Raw genomic sequence first — 17,036 nt, 5'->3', positions numbered from 1 at the left:
GATGCTTTTCAGAACTCTAATTATTTTCCTTATATCATTTACTGTTAAAGTCACTGCTCAGATTACCCATCCAAAAGCCAGTCCATTTGCTACCGTAGAGCAGGAAATAGGATTGTCTGAAATTTCGGTAGAATATTCCCGTCCCGCAGCCAAAGGCCGAGAAATTTTTGGTGGATTGGTTCCTTATGGTCGCATATGGCGGGTTGGAGCCAATGAGTCTACAAAAATCACCGTTGATACGGATATGGTTGTCATGGAGAACATTCTGCCTAAAGGTACTTATGCCTTGTATGCTTTTCCAGAAGCTTTGGAGTGGCAAATGGTATTTCATACCAACACGTCACATTGGGGGGATGGACGTAAAAATTACAATCCCTCTGAAGATTTATTCCGAGTAAAGGTCAAACCACATAAAACGAAGTTTCATCAAGAAAACTTTTTAATTGCTTTTGATTCCATTACCCATAATTCTGCGAATATGACTTTGACCTGGGCAAACACCCAAGTAAACATTCCCTTTTCTGTGGATACCCATGCTCAAATGGAAAAGGAAATCTTAAGGCAAATAACTTCAAACCCAACCGCCCAAACTTATTATGAGGCTGCTCGTTATTTGCAAGAACAAGAAAAGGACTATGAACGTGCCTTAGCGTACTTAAACAAAGCGTTGGAGTTAGGAGGGGATACGTATTATTTCCATAGGGTAAAGTCTTTGGTAGAGGCAGCACTTGGTGATTATAGGTCGGCTATTAAATCTGCTGAAAAATCTTTGGAAATTTCCAAATCCCTTGAAAAAGATGAGTTTGTTAGAATGAATGAAAGAAATATTGTTAGATGGAGAAGACTCTACTGAATAAATGCATTCAACTTTTCCCAAAGTTCATTGTCAAAACTTGAAGGCCCCAATAGACCTTCACCAGCATCTTCCCCCATTCGGGCAATGACTAAACCTTGGCTTGGAACAATGAATAGTTTTTGGTCATTCTTGCCAAGTCCGGCATAAGTGTCGGAGGGTGCATTGGGAATCAGTTCACCTTGGAACTCTATTTGTAAAGATGGTGCCCTATAACTTCCCTTTCCATTTAGCCACCAGAGGTATCCATAGGATTGATTGAGATTTTGGGAGGTATTTTTCATCTCTGACAGATAGTCTGCATCCCCTAAAATAGTTTCCTCATCCCATTTTCCGTTATTTAAATTTAGCAATCCAAAGCGAGCCATACTGCGGGCAGTACTAAAGAAAACATTATTGGAGCCGTTTGTGGTCAACCAAAACCCGTCCATTCCAATTTTATCCCGTAGTTCTGCATTAAAGTAATCTTTCCATTCCATTCCGGAAGCACTGGAAACAACACTTTGCAGAAGGGTATAGGGGCCATTATGGTATGCCCAACGTGTGCCGGCATCAGCAATATAGGTAAGGCAATCGGATGTAACACAATCAAATTGCACATCATCCATACCGCTTGTCATGGTCAATTGATGCCAAATGGTAATCAAGTTTTCTTTTTCCAATGGGGTATCTGTCCAGCCTTCACCCAAATAGTCCGAAGTTTTATCGTCGATATCCAAAATGCCATCTTCTTGAGCCAAACCTACAGTAAATGCGGTCAAGGTTTTTCCTGCGGATGCCCAATACCAGCTCGTATTTTGGGTGTGGTCATCAAAATACCATTCCACAACCATTTTGCCATCCTTTAAAATGATAAACGCTTTGGTGTCCTTTTCATCCAAAAAATCAAAAAGGTCTTGTTCCGCACTTGCGTTCCATTCCAATTCTTCAATAGAGAATGTTTCCCATTCTACGGATTGGGAAGGAGGGAAGTAAAGATCTCCAATAATGGGGTCATCAATGATTTCTCCATTTCCGTCTCCTGAATCAGAGCAGTTCCAGAACAAAAAACTAAAAAGAAAAACGGCGAAAATTGAGCTTTTCATGATTCGGGATTTTAGCATTAGACTGTGGGTATGTGTAATAGTTTAACGCCGGATTTGGAAAAATATTCATGCAAATCGATGTAATGCTGGGTCTTGTTGTATTTTTGCACACTATTTATTGAACATATGCGGACAAAATCGCTTAAGAAGAACAAAATCAACGTAGTAACTTTAGGATGTAGCAAGAATGTTTACGATTCTGAAGTACTCATGGGCCAATTGCGTGCCAACAAGAAGGAGGTAGTACATGAAGGGGAAGGTAATGTGGTGGTGATTAACACTTGTGGATTTATTGCCAATGCCAAAGAGGAGAGCGTAAATACCATATTGGAATATGTTCAAAAGAAAGAGGCGGGTGATGTGGACAAGGTTTTTGTTACCGGGTGCTTGAGTGAACGTTATAAACCGGATTTAGAAAAGGAAATTCCAAATGTGGATGAGTATTTTGGGACCAGTGACCTACCTAATTTATTAAAAGCATTGGGTGCTGATTACAAACATGAGTTAATCGGGGAACGCTTAACTACAACCCCAAAAAATTATGCATATTTAAAGATTGCTGAAGGTTGTGATAGACCGTGTTCTTTCTGCGCCATTCCAATAATGCGGGGAAAGCATAGAAGCAAGCCTATCGAGGAATTGGTTTCAGAGTCTGAAAAGTTGGCTGCAAATGGGGTTAAAGAACTGATTTTGATTGCTCAAGACTTGACCTACTATGGTCTGGATCTGTATAAAAAAAGAAATTTGGCACAACTGCTTGAAGCCTTGGTAGCAGTTGACGGTATTGAGTGGATTCGATTGCACTATGCTTTCCCAACCGGGTTTCCAATGGATGTTCTGGAAGTGATGAGGAAGGAGCCTAAAATCTGTAATTATATTGATATTCCTTTACAGCATATAGCGGACCCCATTTTAAAAAGTATGCGTCGTGGAACCACCAAAGCAAAAACTACCAAATTGCTCAAAGATTTTAGAGCTGCTGTTCCGCAAATGACCATACGAACCACCTTGATTGTGGGATATCCCGGTGAAACCGAGGAAGATTTCCAAACCTTGAAAGATTGGGTTGCAGAAATGCGTTTTGAACGTCTGGGTTGCTTTACGTATAGTCATGAAGAAAACACACATGCCTATACACTTATAGATGATGTTCCCGAAGAGGTAAAGCAACAACGCGCCAATGAAATTATGGAGGTACAGTCACAAATTTCTTGGGAATTGAACCAAGGAAGGATTGGTAAAACATTTCGATGTATAATTGACCGAAAAGAAGGGAATTACTTTGTTGGCAGAACTGAATTTGATTCTCCAGATGTGGATAATGAAGTATTGATTGATGCTACCAAATACTATGTGAAAACTGGAGATTTTGTTAATATTGAAATCACGGAAGCTTCAGATTTTGATCTGTACGGAAAACCTGCAAAACAAACCCCGAGTATTTAGCTCGGGATTTAATCAATTAATTCTAATCGTTTGATTCAGGTGATAAGTATTTGTAAACCACACCTGCTATAATAGCGCCCAGAATAGGTGCTATCCAAAAAAGCCATAATTGGGGAATTGCCCATGAACCGTCTGCAAATAAGGCTTGACTGGTACTACGTGCAGGGTTTACGGACGTATTGGTTACTGGAATGCTTATTAAGTGGATAAGGGTCAATCCTAGACCAATGGCCAAACCTGCCATCCCTTTTGGAGCTTTTGAATGTGTTGCTCCTAAAATTATTATCAAGAACATAAAGGTCATTGCAACTTCGGTTATGAAAGCTGAAATCATATCATACCCTCCGGGAGAATGTTCGCCAAAACCATTTGCTGCAAACCCACCAGCTTCAAAACCAACTTTACCGCTTGCAATAGTATATAAAATCCCCGCTCCGGCAATAGCCCCCATTACTTGGGCAATAATGTAGGGAAGGAGGTCCTTTTTGTCAAAACGTCCGCCAATTGCCAAACCAATGGAAACTGCTGGGTTAAGGTGGCAGCCAGAAATATGCCCAATGGCATAGGCCATGGTTATAACGGTGAGCCCAAAAGCAAGGGCAACACCTACAAATCCAATACCCAATTCGGGAAAGGCAGCTGCCAAAACAGCACTTCCACATCCACCTAAAACAAGCCAAAGTGTACCGATAAACTCGGCAATCAATTTTTTCATAATCTTTCTAATTTAGTTAGTATATGTATTAGAAACAGATAGGGGAACAAAGTCACATAAGAAAATGGACTATGAGAGATTAAATATGGAGTTATGCTTTTTGGGAAACCTTAGCAAGGTCATCCATTAGTTTAAAAAGCTCATCTTGGGTATTCTTGGATATGTTCAAGTGATTTTCCCCAAAAATTGACATTGTTTGTATAATCGTGGTTTCAATAGTACTATTATTGAACATCAATTCGGCAATATTTTTCATGCCCCAATCTGGAAAGCGTCTTTTGGTCAAATCTTTTTTTTCAATCAATGCTAAAAGTTCATGTCTTTCGTCATGGGAAATTTTATCAACCATTTCATCTATGATATTAGCTTCACCCTCCATGTATTGTAGAAAACAATTGTTTTCGAAATACAAATAACCGCTTATTCCTTTTTTTTGATTATTGATTGTAGAGGTTGTGGAAAGATGTTTTAAATCATCTGTTCTAAACGATTTAAGAGCTTTGCTAATGTATAAAACGCATTTCATTGAATTTAATTTGTAAGATTATAACTACAAATTAAGATAATTATTATTTTGAGGGGAACTATCTGTCCCTGTTTAGCTCTAATTTGTAAATTTCCCTTCCCAATTGTGCTAAAAATGGTATTCCAATCTCATCATACTCATAAACATTGTCATTGAAAATTCCATCACTGTTGACCAAAATAGTAGCGGTAACCATAAAATCTACGTTGTTCTTGGTATCTTGAATGTAGGCACAATCCGTTAATGTGCCATAGGCGTATCCAACTTTATTATAGATTTTAATATGGTCAAGAATTGGTTCTTGACTATCACCAAAAACAAGAAATTTTACATAGCTATCATAATACTCCTCCTTGTCATATCCTAAATCCTTTGGAAGTGTATGCATTGCTTTTTTGAGGAACTCATGTTGGGCATTATTCAGGTTAAATCTTTTGTTTGTTGGAAAAACTTCGGGGAAAATAATTCGCTTAAGTAAATTATGTTGTGTTTCAATAGGATAATAGTTTTTTAAGGAGAAATCAAATGCCCCTACCAGTTGAGACCCATCGGCATAAAAACCTGTACCCTTCTCAATCTTATTCAATTTTAAAGGTTTGGGATATGTGTTTATGGAAACTGTACTGGTTGCCGTGGTAGAATCATTTAAGTAGATTACCAATGGTTTTGTAGTTGGGTCGTCCGCATTTGAGGTTGAAAGACGGTGGGCAATACGAATGGGACCTTCTGTTTTAGCAACTATACGTTTATTAAGTTCATCTTGTCCTAAAAACTCAATCAATCTATTGTTTGCAGCATTATCCGAAACAGCAAAGATTTCAGAAACCGCTTTAGCGAAAGTAGTTTCAATGGAATCTCCTTCAACATAAAATGTGGTATTCATGGAAAGTGAATCTACTTCGTTTAATTTTTCCAAGGTGGCCACGGCTGCTGGAAACTTTACTGTACTGGCCGGGTAGAAATAGTTGCTTTTGCTTACTTGAAAATCATAATCTGTAAAAAGAACACTGTCATTTACTCTATCAATCTGGGTATATCGTATCTGAACTTCATATTGCTCTAAACTGTCCATTACGGTTTTTATCAACGGACTATCCGAAGCCAATACCCTTTCCAAAGGGTTTCCATTTATTTCTTTGTTGCAGGAAAGAACTAATGGTCCAAATACCAGAAAGAAGAGTAATCGTTTTAACATAAACTCATTTTATTGTTCATCCAAGTATACTTGTCCTCTTTGTGGTTTCAGTATTTCTCTAACTTCTTTCACCTCAAATTCTGCTACAACCAAATAGGCAATACTATGCATGTCGGTTATATATTGAAAACCAGCTATGTCAAACTTCAATTCCTCAATAATTACAAATTCTGCCAGGTGTTTTGCATAATGTTCTGCGGTGCTAGCTGCACTGGGTCCTCGAAAATCCCAAATCAACTTAATTTTTCTATCTAATATTTTCTCCATTGCACTATAAACTTAAAACTGATGTGTTATGTTCCGCATATGCTTTAAAATCCTCTAAATATTTAATGGACTGTTTTTTAAAGGCGCCGGGCATTAAAAATCCCATTAGTTTCATTCCAAATCCAGAAAACTGGAACTCACTTTCAGAAATCCATTTGGTTTTCCCTTCAACTTCCTTAAAATAATTTTTTTGGATGTTATGCACACCTTTGGTGTCGTATGTGGTGTGAAGTTCTTCGGGAAGATTTCTTTTTATGATAGTTTCTACCATTTCCAATTCACGCTTACCCATTTTATATTTTAAATTCATTTGAGCACCTTCCTTGGTGGGTTGATTGGATAACAGTTCATAACTAACTAAACCTCTTTGCCAGTGTTTCATATTTTCTGGATTGTCCAATATTTTTAAGAATTCATTTCGAGGCAGATCGATGGTTATTTCAACGGTATACTTCATTTTGATTGGTTTTGCACTAATGTAAGAAATTATATGATTTGAAACAGTCTACTAAAAATCTGTTAATGAGAACAAAACCTTCTTGTTTGGCTTTAAGTAATTGTTACTTTTGCGGAATGCTTTTTTTACAAAAAAAGATATTTCTAATACCAGTACTCGGACTTTTTGTTTTTTCTTCCTGTGATTCATTGTTCAAGGAGAAAACAGAGAAGGAACCTTTGGCAAGAGTTGGCGAAACTTTTCTGTACAAGGAGGATATAGCTTCTTTTATTACTAACGATATGTCTGAGCAGGATAGTATCCTCTTTGTTACCAATTACATTAATAACTGGGCATCAAAACAGCTGTTGTTGTCCAAATCCAAAATCAATTTACCTGAGGAAAAATTAAAGGAGTATGATCTTTTGGTTGATGATTATCGTTCGGATCTATACACCAGGGCCTATGTTGAAGCATTGGTGCTTCAATCCCAGGATACGGCGATAACCACTTCCCAATTAAGAGAGTATTACGAGAAGGAAAAGGAAAATTTCAAGTTAAACGAGAAATTGGTCCAGTTGAGATTTGTTGGACTCCCCGGCCAATTCTTGGATAAAAATCAGGTAATAGAAAAAATAAAAGGCTGGGAAGAGACCGATAAAAGTTATCTGGATTCCATAGCGGTTCAATTTAAAAAAATCCATTTCAATGATTCCATTTGGGTAAGCGTTACTAGGGTCATGGAAGAAATACCACCGCTTACACCTCTCAATGAGGAAAAGTACTTAAAAAAATCACAATTTTTTGAATTACAGGATTCCATAGGGGTATATTTGGGAATGGTGACCGATGTGTTGGAAATTAACAGCACCGCCCCGTTTGATTATATTTCGCCTGATATTCGACAGCTTATCTTAAATAGGAGAAGATTGAATCATATCAGAAAACTGGAAACTGAAATAATTGACGAAGCAATACAGAAGAATGAATTTGAAGTATATGGAAAAGATGAATAGCAAAATATTGACCTTGGTATTTTTTGTGGCATTTGGTTTTATACAAGCACAAGATGTTGATGAGGCAGCACTGACCAAAAACGATTCCACAAACACAACTAAAAAGGTTAAACTGGATGGTATAGCTGCCGTAATCGGTGATTATGTAATCCTGGAGTCGGATATTGAAAAGACACTGATAGATTTAAGAAGTCAAGGCGCCTCAACAGAAGATATCACAAGGTGCAGTCTTTTGGGCAAGTTGATGGAAGATCGTCTTTATGCACACCAGGCGGTTCAGGATAGTTTGTTGGTATCTGATGACCAAGTGAATTCACAAAGTGATCGTCAAATACAACAACTAGTTTCCCAAGTTGGTTCAATGGAGAAAGTGTTGAAATTTTATAAAAAGCAGGACGTTGAGAGTTTTAGAACAGAGCTTTTTGAAATCAACAAGTTGCGCATGCTTTCAGAAAAAATGCAAGGGAACATTGTTGAGGAAATACAGGTTACTCCTGAAGAAGTTCGACAATTTTTCAATAAGATTCCAGAAGAAGAGAGACCCGTTTTTGGTGCAGAGCTGGAAATTGCTCAGATTATAAAAGAGCCTAAGGCTCCACAAGAAGAAAAACAAAAAGTGATAGATCGGTTAAAACAGATAAAGCAGGATGTTTTGGAAAACGATGCTAGTTTTAATGTTAAGGCGATTCTTTACTCACAGGACCCAGGATCTAAATCAAAAGGAGGGTTTTATAGTATGACAAGGGAAACCCCTTTTGTAAAGGAATTTAAAGATGTGGCCTTTAGTTTACAGGAAGGAGAAATTTCAGAACCTTTTGAGACCGATTTTGGATATCATATTATTTATGTTGAAAAAATTAGAGGTCAAGAAGTGGATTTACGTCATATTTTGATAGCCCCTGAAATACCTCAAAGTACAATGGACAAGGCTGTGAGGGAATTAGACACTATTCGTAAGCACCTTTTGGAAGGTAAGTACACGTTTGCCCAGGCGGCATTGAATTTTTCCGATGAAAAAGAAACGAAGTTTGATGGCGGATTACTTCGCAACCCGATTAACTTTGATTCTCGATTTGAGTTGACCAAAATGGACCCAACACTTTATAACCAGGTAAGGAATTTGAAAGATGAGGAAATTTCCAGACCTATTAAGGAAGATGATCCAAGAGGAGGAGCTCCTAAATTTAAGATTATGAAAATCTCCAATCGGTATGATGAACACAAAGCCGATTTTGCCCAAGATTACCTAAAAATCCAGGAACTTGCGCTAAGGGAAAAACAGTTCAAAACCATAAAGGAATGGATGGACGATCACATCGATGATACATATATTCATGTAAATTCAGAAAACAGGGAGTGTGATTTTGCTAACAACTGGATAAAGGAATAAGTGCATGTCAGATGTTGTTGCTGTTGAAAATCTTGTAAAAAAACATAAGGCCCTAAAGAAAGAGATTGCAAAGATTATTGTTGGTCAAGACAAAGTAATCGAGCAAATTTTACTTTCCATATACACGGGTGGACATTCGCTTTTAATTGGTGTTCCAGGACTTGCAAAGACCTTGATGGTAAACACTATTGCCCAAACTTTGGGATTGGATTTTAAAAGAATTCAATTTACCCCAGATTTAATGCCCAGCGATATTTTAGGTAGTGAGGTACTAGATCAAAATAGAAATTTTAAATTTATTAAGGGGCCGGTTTTTGGTAATATTATTTTAGCGGATGAAATCAATAGAACTCCTCCAAAAACCCAAGCAGCTCTTCTTGAGGCCATGCAAGAAAGAGCGGTTACCATTGCAGGACAGCAATATAAATTGGATATGCCCTATTTTGTACTTGCTACACAAAACCCTATTGAACAAGAAGGTACTTATCCACTTCCAGAGGCCCAATTGGACCGTTTTATGTTTGCTATAGAATTAAAATATCCCTCAATAGCAGAAGAAATACAAGTTGTTAAGTCCACAACTACTGATGAGAGTGCACAAATAAACACGCTGTTCAATGCCGATGAAATCATAGCTGTGCAACATTTAATACGAAGGATACCAGTACCAGACAACGTAATTGATTATGCGGTTAAGTTGGTCAATAAAACACGCCCTGGAATGGATGGTTCATTGGACTATGTCAATAATTATGTAGATTGGGGTGCAGGGCCAAGAGCATCCCAAAATTTGGTTTTGGGAGCCAAAGCGCATGCAGCAATCAATGGAAAGTTCTCTCCCGATATAGAAGATGTAAAAGCCATTTCCATGGGAATTCTTAAGCATAGAATATTAAAAAACTACAAAGCTGAGGCAGAAGGCATTTCTGAGGAAAATATTATTTCAGAATTGTTATAAATATCAAATCATTCCCATTTATTTAGGTTAATTCTAATTCCTTAATCGTAGGTATTTCACTAAATTTGCCTTATTACTGAAATCTTAAAATCCAATTGTAGAATGGCATTTGACATTGACATGATTAAAGGGGTTTACGCTTCAATGGGAGAGCGTATTGAAAAGGCCCGTGAATTAGTGGGAAGACCTTTGACCCTTTCAGAAAAAATATTGTACTCGCATTTATGGGAAGGAACACCTACCAAACAATTTTCAAGAGGTAAGGATTATGTTGATTTTGCCCCTGACAGGGTAGCTTGTCAAGATGCTACGGCCCAAATGGCGTTGCTACAGTTCATGCATGCCGGAAAACCTAAGGTGGCAGTGCCCACAACGGTACATTGCGATCATTTGATTCAAGCCAAAGTTGATGCAAAGACAGATTTAAAGAGAGCAAACGAAACCAGTAATGAAGTTTTTGACTTTTTGGAATCAGTCTCCAATAAGTATGGAATTGGTTTCTGGAAACCGGGAGCAGGGATTATTCACCAAGTGGTACTTGAAAATTATGCATTCCCTGGTGGAATGATGATAGGAACAGATTCCCACACGGTAAATGCCGGTGGATTGGGAATGGTTGCTATTGGTGTTGGAGGAGCAGATGCAGTGGATGTAATGGCAGGTATGGCTTGGGAATTGAAGTTCCCAAAATTGATTGGAGTAAAATTGACCGGAAAACTATCGGGTTGGACAGCGCCAAAAGATGTAATCTTAAAAGTGGCAGATATCCTCACAGCAAAGGGCGGTACAGGAGCCATTGTTGAATACTTTGGAGAAGGCGCAACATCAATGTCCTGTACTGGTAAAGGTACCATTTGTAACATGGGAGCAGAAGTTGGTGCAACCACATCTACTTTTGGGTATGATGAATCCATGGATCGCTATTTAAGAGCTACAGATCGTGCAGATGTAGCTGATGCAGCATTTGCAGTAAAAGAGCATTTAACTGCTGATGCTGAAGTGTATGCAAACCCAGATGACTATTTTGATCAGTTGATAGAAATTGATTTAAATACTTTGGAACCACATTTAAATGGACCTTTCACTCCAGATTTGGCAACACCAATTTCCAAGATGAGTGAGGCGGCCAGAGAAAATGATTGGCCATTAAACGTTGAGGTCGGTCTAATAGGTTCTTGTACCAATTCTTCTTATGAAGATATTTCAAGGGCAGCATCTTTGGCAAAGCAGGTTTCAGAAAAGAATCTAAAGATGAAATCGGAGTTTACCATAACTCCAGGTTCAGAACAAGTGAGATATACCATTGAAAGAGATGGTTTCATAAAGACCTTTAACAATGTAGGTGCTACTGTATTTGCAAATGCATGTGGGCCTTGTATTGGAATGTGGGACCGCTATGGGGACAAAGCTGCTGATGGTCCACGAAATACCATTGTGCATTCGTTCAATAGAAACTTTGCAAAACGTGCGGATGGTAATCCAAATACCCTAGCTTTTGTAGGATCTCCGGAGTTGGTGACCGCAATTGCGATATCTGGAAGGTTGGATTTTAATCCAATGACAGATAAGCTGATTAATGAAGATGGTGAAGAGGTATTATTAGATGAACCAAGAGGATATGAGTTGCCACCAGAAGGTTTTGCAGTTGAAGATGCCGGGTTTATTGCACCAATGGAGGATGGAAGTGGAGTACAAGTGGTAGTTTCACCAACATCCGAAAGATTACAGCTTTTAGATCCATTTGTTCCAATCACTCCTGAAAGCTTACAAGGCGTGAAATTACTGATTAAACCATTTGGAAAATGTACAACTGACCATATTTCCATGGCAGGCCCCTGGCTTCGCTATAGAGGACATTTAGATAACATCGCCAATAACACCCTAATTGGGGCGGTCAATGCTTTTAACAAGCAAACGAACTTTGTTAAAAACCAATTGACTGGAGAATACGGTGCTGTTCCAGATGCACAACGTGCCTATAAAAAGGAAGGAATACGAACTATTGTTGTGGGTGACCATAACTATGGGGAAGGTTCTTCACGGGAACATGCCGCAATGCAACCAAGACATTTGGGTGTTGCAGCTGTATTGGTAAAGTCGTTCGCAAGGATTCACGAGACCAATTTGAAGAAACAAGGTATGTTGGCCTTGACTTTTGTCAATGAAAGTGATTATGATTTAATTCAAGAAGACGATACCTTCAACTTTGTTGATATAACCGATTTTGCTCCTGGAAAACAATTGACCTTGGAAGTTGTGCATGCTGATGGAAGTACGGATACTATTAAAGTAAACCATACCTATAACGATTCGCAAATTGAATGGTTCAGGGAAGGTTCTGCTTTAAATGTCATTAAAAAGGAGAATGCATAGAACAGTTTTAAGATAATTCGAAAAAAACTCCTGATATTGCATCAGGAGTTTTTTAGTTTTAATCAAACCCATATAAATGAAAATAAATAAAAAGACCATATTGAATATTGCAGTGATGCTTTTTATACTTTCATTTTTTGTTACTCCAATGGGACATTATGGCAAGATTCTCCTGAACAGGATATTCTCATTCTCACCTCCGGTGATAGAAGAAGCCAACAGGGAAAAAATAGCGGATTATGATTGGAAGTTAAAAGATGCCGAATGGAACTTCTTTAATTTTGATAAATCAGAAGGCAATGTAGTTTTTATTAACCTTTGGGCGTCATGGCGCTTGCCTTGTGAAGCAGAGTTGGCAAGTATTCAAAAAATGTATGATAGGTATAAGGGAAAGATGGATTTCTATATCATAACCAATGAGAATAGACCACCAGTTGAAGAATTTATGGCAAAACATGGGTTTACCTTCCCAGTTACATACTTAATTATAGGTGAAAAAACACCGATTAACCCAGATGAGGTACCTTCGTCTTATTTGATAGATAAATCGGGTAATATTGTAATCTACAAGCAAAGAATTGCAGATTGGAATACCAGTAAAGTATATTCATTACTGGATAATTTAATTGCAAAATAACTGTATACAATTTTCACAAGGCAGGCTATTAACAGGTTTTAGATGTCTCAAGTAACTACTATAACATTATTTAAATACACATCTCTCAGGGATAAACTTTGGGCTTTTGGTATGATGCAATTTGCGCATGCTACCCTTAAAAAAGTACGGGGTTTACAATTTTATAAGCTATGGGGAAGTGGAAAAGAAGGGTTTAATCCATTACCTGATTGGAGTACATACGCTTTATTACAAGTTTGGGAAAGTGATAAGATGGCAAATCATTTTTTTGAAGAATCCCCATTAATGAAAAAATATGAGAAACACAGCAAAGAATACTGGAGCGTCTATTTAAAAAATAGTATTAGTAGAGGGAAGTGGTCTGGGGCTAATCCATTTCAGAAGAGTGAGGAAATAGATGATGGAAACCCTTTTGTCGTTGCAATAACCAGAGCAACCATAAAAACTCGATTGTTATATCGATTTTGGAAATACGTACCTATTTCCCAACAGCAACTACTTGAAAATAAGGGTCTCATTTATACAAAAGGATTTGGCGAAGTGCCCATAAAACAGATGGCTACCTTTAGTGTTTGGAAAGATCAGAAATCGTTGGATGGTTTTGCTTACCAAAGCAAACCGCATGCAAAGGCCATTGGATATACCCGGGAGCTAAAATGGTACAAAGAAGAATTGTTTTCACGTTTTCAACCCTATCGTTCTGTAGGTAGTTGGAATGGGAGAAACCCATTACCGAATTTAGATAACTGAGAGTAGGTAAAAGAACCCAAAGAATATTAAATGTGCCAAATAGAGATTGTATGAGACTGAAGTGTTCCCTTTTATTTTGGTCTTCCAAATTACTATATGCATTAACAATCCCATAATGAACCAGGTGACATAATTTTTAACGGGTACATGGCCTCCAAAATACCAGAAATTAAATTTGGGAGCATTTTGTTCCATGAAGAAATCCAAAAGGACCATTAATGAAGAAGACAGCATTAACTTTATCCAAATAGGTAATTTTAAAGGCTCGGTCATAGATGCAGTTATAAAGGCCAATAATGCCCAAAAACAACCAATAAGTAAAGGAACCCCATCCACCTTAGGTCCAAAATTTGAACCATAATAATATTCGCCAAAAAGTAAGCCGTAGTTCACACCAAGCCACTCAGAGAACATTCCCAAAAAAAAGAATGCTATAAACACCAGTATTTTTTTTTGGGTGTTCATAGGAAATGTCCATAAAAAGAGTATCAAGCATATGAAAAGATTCAATGGAGTTTTGGTTATAAACCAATCTTGATATCCTAAACTAACACCAATAATTCCCGATAGGTGAAAAAGCCAAATCAATCCTATGGCAATCCATATCTTATTCTTTATTAAAAATTTCATGTTCTACTGCTGGGGTTATGTCACTTATAATTTTTGCAGATAACAGACATAAAGGAATACCACCTCCTGGATGTACGGAACCTCCGCAAAAAAATAAGTTTTTAATTGTTGAACTAAAGTTGGGATGTCTTAAAAAAGCGGCAAATTTTGAATTGCTGGCAGCTCCATAAAGTGCTCCTCTATATGAGCTTGTATTGCTTTCAATATCCATTGGATCTAATACAAACTCTGAAACAATATGCTTTTCTATATCTATCTCGAGTATTTTATTGAGTTTTGCTATGATATTTTTCCTGCTTTGTTCTTTTAGGGCTGTCCAGTTTTGATTGTAATTACCGGGAGCGTTAATCATTACAAACCAATTTTCATGGCCTTTTGGAGCATCATTTGGTTCTTCCTTGCTGGTGATATTTATATAAACTGTTGGATCCTTGTAGAGTTTTTTTTCTTTAAAAATATGTTCAAACTCTTTTTGGTAGTTGGAAGTAAAAAATATATTGTGCAGATCTAATTCTTCAAAACTTTTGGAAATACCCCAATAAAAAATTAAAGCCGAGCTGGAACGTTCTTGTCGAAGTATTTTTTCTGGTTGCTTTTGTCCAGAGAGTAATTTTTTGAAAGTTGGATAAATATCCATATTGGAAACTACAACATCAGACGCATAATTTCCTTTAATAGATTTTACACCGCTAGCTTTTCCGTTATCTATTTTGATTTCTTCAATGGGCTCATTAAATTTAAACTCGACACCTATGTCTTCTGCTAGTTTAAAAAGCGATTGTGTTATTTGGTGCATTCCACCCTTTGGAAAATAAACACCATAATGCATTTCTAAATGTGGAATCATTGACATTATTCCAGGTGTCTGATAGGGTGACGAGCCATTATAAGTTGCATATCTATTGAACAATTGAACTAATTTGTTGCTCTTAAATACTTTTTTGTTGAAACTGTTCAATGATTGATTTATACCCAATTGGCCTATTTGAAAAATGGCTTTTATAGTATCTGTGGAGATATAGGTTCTTAATTTATGGAGTGAATTTTCTAAGAACAATGGTGCAGTTAAATCATATTTTTTACCGCTTTTAGAGAGATAATCTTTAATATGTTTTTGCGGCTCATCAAATGTTTTTGAAGCTTCTTCTATAAAAGCTTCTTTTTGAGCTTTTGCAGAAAATACGGTGCCATCATCCCAGAAATAATTACAAAGCACCTGTTTTTTGCTGTATTGAAAATAATCTTTTGGGTTTTTTTGGTGCAATTTAAAAAGCTCATCTATATATTGGGGCATGGTGAATAGGGAAGGGCCTAGGTCAAATCGATATTTCCCTAGTTTTTTATAATGAAGCTTTCCACCGGGGTAATTATTTGCTTCAATCACTAAAACCTCATATTTTTTGGCCCTTAATCGAATTGCAGTGGCAATTCCACCAATACCAGCACCAATTATAATGGCTTTTGCCATTATTTTTTAAAGTATTTGAAGGGCACGAAAAGCATTCCAAAACACTCCCCGTCTTCTTTGCCCAAATGTTTATGGTGCATTTTATGGGCTCTCCTAACTCCACGGGCATACCAATTATTGGCATTCCTAAATACTTTAAAACGTTGATGGATGAAGATATCATGTACCAAAAAATATGCTATTCCATATGCTAAAATACCAAGACCAATTGGCCATCCATACCAAAATGCTGTATTGTTGGCAACCATAATAAATGACATACTCACTACTGCATAAAAAATAAAAAAGAAATCATTACGCTCAAACCAGGAATCATGGTCTTTTTTATGGTGATCTTTATGCAGACTCCATAAAAAACCATGCATTACATATTTATGCGTAAACCATGCCATAAATTCCATCACGGAAAAGGTTCCAAAAAAGATAAGAATCCAAAGTGCAATTTTCATTTAGACCAATTGTAGTTTGTAATTAACATAGGACTTTGCCAAAAGCCCAAATTTTTGATAATTTGAAACACGAATCCGTTTGTTTTTTATTTCTAACGGAGGAGTGTTTTGAAGTTTATCAAGAAGCTTCCGGTAATACTTATAAGCTGTATAAACACCAAATTTAGCTTCTTGGGGCAGATTCACAATACCGGTATAGCCCATCGCAAAATCCGCTTTTATCTCATCTACGATTCTTTTCTTGGACTCTTCATCCAACTTCATCAAATCTGTATTGGGAAAGTAGCTTCGTTCCAACTCCTCATAATCGGCTTTTAAATCCCTAAGAAAGTTCACTTTTTGAAAGGCCGACCCCAAGGCCATTGCAGGCTCTTTCAACTCTTCATACTTTTCTTTATCGCCATTCACAAACACACAAAGACACATTAAGCCAACCACATCTGCCGACCCATATATATATTCCTTGTATTCTTCAATAGTGCTGTATTTCTTCTTGGAGAGATCCATTCGCATACTTTTCATAAATGCTTCCACTAAATGGTGAGGGATGTTGTATTTATGATAGGTATGTTGAAAAGAATTAAGGATTGGGTTCAAACTAATCTTGCTTGAAATGGCATCTTCCAGTGCTTTTTCAAATTTTCCGAAAAGCTCTTTTTTGTTGTATTCATGAAAGGTGTCAACAATCTCATCCGCAAAGCGAACAAACCCATAAATATTATAAATATCCTTTCTAATAGAGGTTGATAACATTTTGGTGGCTAAAGCAAATGAAGTACTATATGTTTCAGTAACAATTTTGCTGCAGTTGTAGGATACCTGATCAAAAATAGTTTTCATCT

General features: G+C 37.2%; 18 protein-coding genes. 8 read left to right on the top strand and 10 right to left on the bottom strand.

The genetic code is table 11. From position 1 onward, the window contains the following. Position 1 precedes the first annotated feature (1 nt). On the top strand, positions 2-853 hold the full coding sequence (locus tag AAY42_RS06645; RefSeq protein WP_055393521.1) for a DUF2911 domain-containing protein: 852 nt from the start codon (positions 2-4) through the stop codon (positions 851-853). On the opposite strand, the gene AAY42_RS06640 is transcribed toward AAY42_RS06645, so the two are convergent. Next, complete coding sequence (locus tag AAY42_RS06640; RefSeq protein WP_055397758.1) at positions 847-1,938, bottom strand: serine hydrolase domain-containing protein; 1,092 nt, start codon at positions 1,936-1,938, stop codon at positions 847-849. The genes AAY42_RS06645 and AAY42_RS06640 overlap by 7 nt on opposite strands. A 126-nt stretch (positions 1,939-2,064) precedes the next feature. Here AAY42_RS06640 and rimO point away from each other — a divergent pair, with 126 nt between their 5' ends. Next, on the top strand, positions 2,065-3,384 hold the full coding sequence (rimO, locus tag AAY42_RS06635) for a 30S ribosomal protein S12 methylthiotransferase RimO (protein WP_055393519.1): 1,320 nt from the start codon (positions 2,065-2,067) through the stop codon (positions 3,382-3,384). A gap of 22 nt (positions 3,385-3,406) precedes the next feature. Here rimO and aqpZ read toward each other — a convergent pair whose 3' ends face one another. From aqpZ to AAY42_RS06610, 5 genes are all read right to left on the bottom strand, one after another. Then, positions 3,407-4,099, bottom strand: coding sequence for an aquaporin Z (gene aqpZ, locus AAY42_RS06630; protein ID WP_055393517.1), 693 nt, complete (start codon positions 4,097-4,099; stop codon positions 3,407-3,409). Positions 4,100-4,190: 91 nt separating this feature from the next. Then, positions 4,191-4,625, bottom strand: coding sequence for a BLUF domain-containing protein (locus AAY42_RS06625; protein ID WP_055393515.1), 435 nt, complete (start codon positions 4,623-4,625; stop codon positions 4,191-4,193). Positions 4,626-4,683: 58 nt separating this feature from the next. Next, entirely contained in the window at positions 4,684-5,820 is a 1,137-nt protein-coding gene (locus AAY42_RS06620) for a serine hydrolase (protein WP_055393514.1), read from the bottom strand. A 9-nt stretch (positions 5,821-5,829) separates the two neighbouring features. Continuing rightward, positions 5,830-6,087, bottom strand: a complete 258-nt coding sequence (locus AAY42_RS06615; protein WP_055393512.1) for a hypothetical protein — start codon at positions 6,085-6,087, stop codon at positions 5,830-5,832. A gap of 4 nt (positions 6,088-6,091) precedes the next feature. Next, complete coding sequence (locus AAY42_RS06610; RefSeq protein WP_055393511.1) at positions 6,092-6,544, bottom strand: SRPBCC family protein; 453 nt, start codon at positions 6,542-6,544, stop codon at positions 6,092-6,094. A 65-nt stretch (positions 6,545-6,609) separates the two neighbouring features. Between AAY42_RS06610 and AAY42_RS06605 the strand changes: the two genes are divergently transcribed. From AAY42_RS06605 to AAY42_RS06580, 6 genes are all read left to right on the top strand, one after another. After that, positions 6,610-7,539, top strand: a complete 930-nt coding sequence (locus AAY42_RS06605; protein WP_082433349.1) for a peptidylprolyl isomerase — start codon at positions 6,610-6,612, stop codon at positions 7,537-7,539. After that, positions 7,508-8,929, top strand: a complete 1,422-nt coding sequence (locus AAY42_RS06600) for a peptidylprolyl isomerase (RefSeq protein ID WP_082433348.1) — start codon at positions 7,508-7,510, stop codon at positions 8,927-8,929. Before AAY42_RS06605 ends, AAY42_RS06600 begins: the two co-directional genes overlap by 32 nt. A gap of 4 nt (positions 8,930-8,933) precedes the next feature. Continuing rightward, positions 8,934-9,887, top strand: a complete 954-nt coding sequence (locus AAY42_RS06595) for an AAA family ATPase (RefSeq protein WP_055393507.1) — start codon at positions 8,934-8,936, stop codon at positions 9,885-9,887. A gap of 102 nt (positions 9,888-9,989) precedes the next feature. Next, complete coding sequence (locus AAY42_RS06590) at positions 9,990-12,260, top strand: aconitate hydratase (protein ID WP_055393505.1); 2,271 nt, start codon at positions 9,990-9,992, stop codon at positions 12,258-12,260. Between the two features lie 76 nt (positions 12,261-12,336). Continuing rightward, positions 12,337-12,897: a TlpA family protein disulfide reductase gene (locus AAY42_RS06585; protein WP_055393503.1), complete on the top strand. Its 561-nt coding sequence runs from the start codon at positions 12,337-12,339 to the stop codon at positions 12,895-12,897. Between the two features lie 42 nt (positions 12,898-12,939). Beyond that, positions 12,940-13,647: a hypothetical protein gene (locus AAY42_RS06580; RefSeq protein ID WP_055393502.1), complete on the top strand. Its 708-nt coding sequence runs from the start codon at positions 12,940-12,942 to the stop codon at positions 13,645-13,647. Here AAY42_RS06580 and AAY42_RS06575 read toward each other — a convergent pair. The 4 genes from AAY42_RS06575 to AAY42_RS06560 are packed head-to-tail and all read right to left on the bottom strand — an operon-like array spanning position 13,636 to position 17,034. Next, entirely contained in the window at positions 13,636-14,277 is a 642-nt protein-coding gene (locus tag AAY42_RS06575; protein WP_055393500.1) for a carotenoid biosynthesis protein, read from the bottom strand. The two genes, AAY42_RS06580 and AAY42_RS06575, sit on opposite strands and share 12 nt — an antisense overlap. Then, on the bottom strand, positions 14,255-15,745 hold the full coding sequence (gene crtD / locus AAY42_RS06570) for a 1-hydroxycarotenoid 3,4-desaturase CrtD (protein ID WP_175288737.1): 1,491 nt from the start codon (positions 15,743-15,745) through the stop codon (positions 14,255-14,257). Before crtD ends, AAY42_RS06575 begins: the two co-directional genes overlap by 23 nt. Next, positions 15,745-16,194: a sterol desaturase family protein gene (locus AAY42_RS06565; protein ID WP_055393497.1), complete on the bottom strand. Its 450-nt coding sequence runs from the start codon at positions 16,192-16,194 to the stop codon at positions 15,745-15,747. The genes crtD and AAY42_RS06565 overlap by 1 nt, the downstream gene beginning before the upstream one ends. Next, entirely contained in the window at positions 16,195-17,034 is an 840-nt protein-coding gene (locus AAY42_RS06560; RefSeq protein ID WP_055393495.1) for a phytoene/squalene synthase family protein, read from the bottom strand. It abuts the gene before it with no gap. Between the last annotated feature and the right edge of the window lie 2 nt (positions 17,035-17,036).

The sequence above is a fragment of the Flagellimonas eckloniae genome (assembly GCF_001413955.1).
Taxonomy (GTDB): Bacteria; Bacteroidota; Bacteroidia; order Flavobacteriales; family Flavobacteriaceae; genus Flagellimonas; species Flagellimonas eckloniae.
Note: the sequence above shows the minus strand (reverse complement) of the source record. Positions and strands in the feature narration are given on the sequence as shown.

Bases quoted from the DNA above. Each gene is read 5' to 3' on its own strand.
- AAY42_RS06615 (WP_055393512.1), bottom strand. From the start codon at position 6,087: ATGGAGAAAATATTAGATAGAAAAATTAAGTTGATTTGGGATTTTCGA.
- AAY42_RS06640 (WP_055397758.1), bottom strand. From the start codon at position 1,938: ATGAAAAGCTCAATTTTCGCCGTTTTTCTTTTTAGTTTTTTGTTCTGG.
- AAY42_RS06600 (WP_082433348.1), top strand. From the start codon at position 7,508: ATGAATTTGAAGTATATGGAAAAGATGAATAGCAAAATATTGACCTTG.
- AAY42_RS06580 (WP_055393502.1), top strand. From the start codon at position 12,940: ATGTCTCAAGTAACTACTATAACATTATTTAAATACACATCTCTCAGG.
- AAY42_RS06620 (WP_055393514.1), bottom strand. From the start codon at position 5,820: ATGTTAAAACGATTACTCTTCTTTCTGGTATTTGGACCATTAGTTCTT.
- AAY42_RS06610 (WP_055393511.1), bottom strand. From the start codon at position 6,544: ATGAAGTATACCGTTGAAATAACCATCGATCTGCCTCGAAATGAATTC.
- crtD (WP_175288737.1), bottom strand. From the start codon at position 15,745: ATGGCAAAAGCCATTATAATTGGTGCTGGTATTGGTGGAATTGCCACT.
- AAY42_RS06565 (WP_055393497.1), bottom strand. From the start codon at position 16,194: ATGAAAATTGCACTTTGGATTCTTATCTTTTTTGGAACCTTTTCCGTG.
- aqpZ (WP_055393517.1), bottom strand. From the start codon at position 4,099: ATGAAAAAATTGATTGCCGAGTTTATCGGTACACTTTGGCTTGTTTTA.
- AAY42_RS06560 (WP_055393495.1), bottom strand. From the start codon at position 17,034: ATGAAAACTATTTTTGATCAGGTATCCTACAACTGCAGCAAAATTGTT.
- rimO (WP_055393519.1), top strand. From the start codon at position 2,065: ATGCGGACAAAATCGCTTAAGAAGAACAAAATCAACGTAGTAACTTTA.
- AAY42_RS06645 (WP_055393521.1), top strand. From the start codon at position 2: ATGCTTTTCAGAACTCTAATTATTTTCCTTATATCATTTACTGTTAAA.
- AAY42_RS06595 (WP_055393507.1), top strand. From the start codon at position 8,934: ATGTCAGATGTTGTTGCTGTTGAAAATCTTGTAAAAAAACATAAGGCC.
- AAY42_RS06605 (WP_082433349.1), top strand. From the start codon at position 6,610: ATGAGAACAAAACCTTCTTGTTTGGCTTTAAGTAATTGTTACTTTTGC.
- AAY42_RS06575 (WP_055393500.1), bottom strand. From the start codon at position 14,277: ATGAAATTTTTAATAAAGAATAAGATATGGATTGCCATAGGATTGATT.
- AAY42_RS06585 (WP_055393503.1), top strand. From the start codon at position 12,337: ATGAAAATAAATAAAAAGACCATATTGAATATTGCAGTGATGCTTTTT.
- AAY42_RS06625 (WP_055393515.1), bottom strand. From the start codon at position 4,625: ATGAAATGCGTTTTATACATTAGCAAAGCTCTTAAATCGTTTAGAACA.
- AAY42_RS06590 (WP_055393505.1), top strand. From the start codon at position 9,990: ATGGCATTTGACATTGACATGATTAAAGGGGTTTACGCTTCAATGGGA.